This window comes from Streptomyces sp. SID5785 (genome assembly GCF_009870065.1).
Classification (GTDB): domain Bacteria; phylum Actinomycetota; class Actinomycetes; order Streptomycetales; family Streptomycetaceae; genus Streptomyces.
In genome coordinates this window covers 1-2,801 of sequence record NZ_WWIA01000991.1, presented here as the reverse complement: position 1 = coordinate 2,801, position 2,801 = coordinate 1, and the positions used below count along the sequence as shown (strand labels likewise).

Here is a 2,801-nt window from a genome sequence, read left to right as displayed (position 1 = left end):
TGGCCGCGCCGAGCACCGGCGACGCCGCAGCGGCCCGCCGGGACTGGGCGGGCACCGGCCCCGGGCCCGTGCTCTCCGGACCCGGCACCGCGGCCGCCTCCACCGGCTTGTCCGCCTTGACCCCGGCCGGCACGGCCTCGCCCGGCTGCGGCCTGCGCGCCCGGTACGCCGCCCGGTACGCGGCCGGGGACGAGCCCAGCTGCCGCCGGAAGTGTCCGCGCAGCGCCACCGGAGACCGGAAGCCGCAGCGCCCGGCGACCTCGTCGACCGAGTAGTCGGAGGTCTCCAGGAGCCGCTGCGCCTGCAGCACCCGCTGGGTGATCAGCCACTGGAGCGGGGCGCTGCCCGTCAGTGACCGGAAACGGCGGTCGAAGGTGCGCCGGCTCATGTAGGCACGGGCCGCGAGCGTCTCCACGTCGAACTGTTCGTGTAAATGCTCCAGCGCCCACGCGACGACCTCGGCCAGCGGATCGGCGCCGATCTCCTCGGGCAGCGACCGGTCGAGGTAGCGCTCCTGGCCGCCGCTGCGGCGCGGCGGCACCACGAGACGGCGAGCGAGCGCACCGGCCGCCTCGTTCCCGTGGTCCGAGCGCACGATGTGCAGGCACAGGTCGATTCCGGCCGCGGTGCCCGCGCTCGTGAGGACATCCCCGTCGTCGACGAAGAGCTCCCGCGGGTCCACGTGGACCGACGGGTAGCGCTTGGCGAGCGTCGGTGCGTACATCCAGTGCGTCGTGGCCGGACGGCTGTCCAGCAGACCGGCCGCGGCCAGGACGAACGCGCCGGTGCACAGGCCGACGATGCGTGCCCCCTCCTCGTGGGCACGGCGCAGCGCGTCCAGTGCCTCCTCGGGCGGGGGAGCGGTGATGGAACGCCAGGCGGGCACGACGACGGTGCCCGCCCGCGCGATCGCCTCGAGTCCGTGCGGCGCGGTCAGTTCGAGGCCCCCCGTGGTCCGCAGGGGGCCTTCTTCGCCGGCGCACACGAGCAACCGGTACCGCGGAACTCCGGCGTCCTGGCGGTCGATCCCGAAGACGGAGAGCGGTATCGAACTCTCGAAGATGGGGCCGCCGCTGAACAGCAGCACCGCGACGATCTCGCGTCGCCGGCGGCCGGACAGCTTGCGGGCCGCCGCCGTCTCCGGCGCAGTGGTGGAGTCGTGGCTCATCCTGCTAAGCCCCCCTCGGTGTTCGCGGCTCCCTCAATATTCTGACGGGCTGTTCGCTCCTGCACGTTTCCCCTCGGTCCTGCACGAAGTCCCCCGCCGCCTACTGATCAGACAGTCATGATCGAATCTACTGTGTCCGGTGGTGCCGTCGTGACCAGTTAAAGACCTGGCAGATTGTCGACATGGCAACTTGGCGTGAAGCATTCGGTCACGAAGCGTCGCACTCGCGGGCGTTGCTGGGAAGTGCGCCTCAACTCCGTGGCCGGTCCCCGTAGGGTGCAAGCGCCTTCCGGCGGGCTTCCGGCCCTGGTGGAACGGGGGTTCGGGGCGGGGTGCGGCAAGGGGGAGAGGCCCGGCCGAAGTTGGCTGAAAATCTACGGGGTCGCACGCCGGATCCGGTCAGTCCCCCGGCGTACCCCGGCCCGCTCGCGAAGCCTCGGCGCGCGCCCCCCGGACGGCCCCGCCGCACACCCCACGGTGCCGGGTGCATTGTTCACTGTGCAACTGTGCGGGACCGCTTTCTGTGCGTCGCCTTTCCGTCCGCCGCAGCAGGGCCCGGCACACCGTCGTCACCGCCGCGAGCGCGACCGCGGCGCCGGCCCCGCCCGCGGCCGAGCCGCCGTACCCGACGATGACGAGCGGCCCCAGGACGCAGCCGAACGCCGCCCAGCGGGCGTGAGTGGTCGGTCCGGGCACGGAGTGCTCCCTGGCTCCCTGGGGTGTGCGGTCCGGGAGTTCAACGCGTGGCCCCGGCACCGGTCACTCGGTCCCCCCGCCGCGCGGGGCCACAAGGGTGCGCAAACCGCCTGTACGGGGCAGCAAGCATTGCCATACGGGCGCAGGCTCGTGCATGCTCCCCTGAACGCGCTGCGGAGCGTGCGCAGGGGCGGGCCCGGGTGCCGGCCGGAGTCTGGGCAGAGGAGGAGTGTCGCCGTACCCTTGGGGGTATGGGGTTGGGAAGATGATTCCCGGACACGGCTCCGCCGATCAGTTGTCGTCCCCTCTACAGAGGCCCACGAGGTACACGCCGAGACACTCATGGCCGGTCACGAATTCCCCGAACCCGAAGGCCGCAAGCGCCAGGTCGCCGATCCCGACACGACCCCGCGCGCGGCGGAAGAACTACGTCACCCCTGTGATCCCGCGTTCAAGCACGGCGTCGTCGTCGGCTTCGACGGCTCGACGTCGAGCGAGCGCGCCCTCGCGTACGCGATCGGCATGGCGCACCGCTCCGGATCCGGGCTGATCATCGTGCACGTGGCGAACCGACTGCCGACGACCGTGTGGGCGGGATGCGAGCCGCCCGTGTTCGTCGACGTCCCCGACCACCGCACCGAGGTGCTCGGGCTCGAGCTGGCCTGCGCGGAGTATCTCTCCGAGGTGCCGTGGATCCTCGTCGAGCGGGGTGGGGACATCTGCCATGAGCTCGAGGAGGTGGGGCACGAGTATGCGGCCGATGCGATTGTCGTGGGTTCCACCCACGGTCTCGTCGGGCGGATCTTCGGGTCCGTCGCCGGGCGGTTGGCCCGGCGGGCTCAGCGGCCTGTGATCGTCATCCCCTGAGAGGGGTGCGCCTTCGGGTGTGTGCCCTTCGGGTGCGGCCCGGTGGGGGCTGGTCGCGCAGTTCCCCGCG

General features: G+C 72.1%; 3 protein-coding genes. 2 read left to right on the top strand and 1 reads right to left on the bottom strand.

Annotated features, from left to right (window positions below):
• On the bottom strand, positions 1–1,168 hold a 1,168-nt coding region (locus GTW43_RS32375; RefSeq protein ID WP_161305538.1), incomplete at its 3' end, for a helix-turn-helix domain-containing protein.
• Positions 1,169–1,691: 523 nt separating this feature from the next.
• Here GTW43_RS32375 and GTW43_RS38720 point away from each other — a divergent pair.
• Together GTW43_RS38720 and GTW43_RS32365 are read left to right on the top strand one after the other, a co-directional pair.
• The gene (locus GTW43_RS38720; RefSeq protein ID WP_161305537.1) at positions 1,692–1,847 is read left to right on the top strand and encodes a hypothetical protein; all 156 of its coding nucleotides are present in this window, start codon (positions 1,692–1,694) and stop codon (positions 1,845–1,847) included.
• Positions 1,848–2,206: 359 nt separating this feature from the next.
• Positions 2,207–2,731, top strand: coding sequence for a universal stress protein (locus tag GTW43_RS32365; protein ID WP_161305536.1), 525 nt, complete (start codon positions 2,207–2,209; stop codon positions 2,729–2,731).
• The last annotated feature ends 70 nt before the right edge of the window (positions 2,732–2,801 follow it).

Excerpts from the sequence above, each read along its gene's own strand:
- GTW43_RS32365 (WP_161305536.1), top strand. The coding sequence starts at position 2,207 with ATGGCCGGTCACGAATTCCCCGAACCCGAAGGCCGCAAGCGCCAGGTC.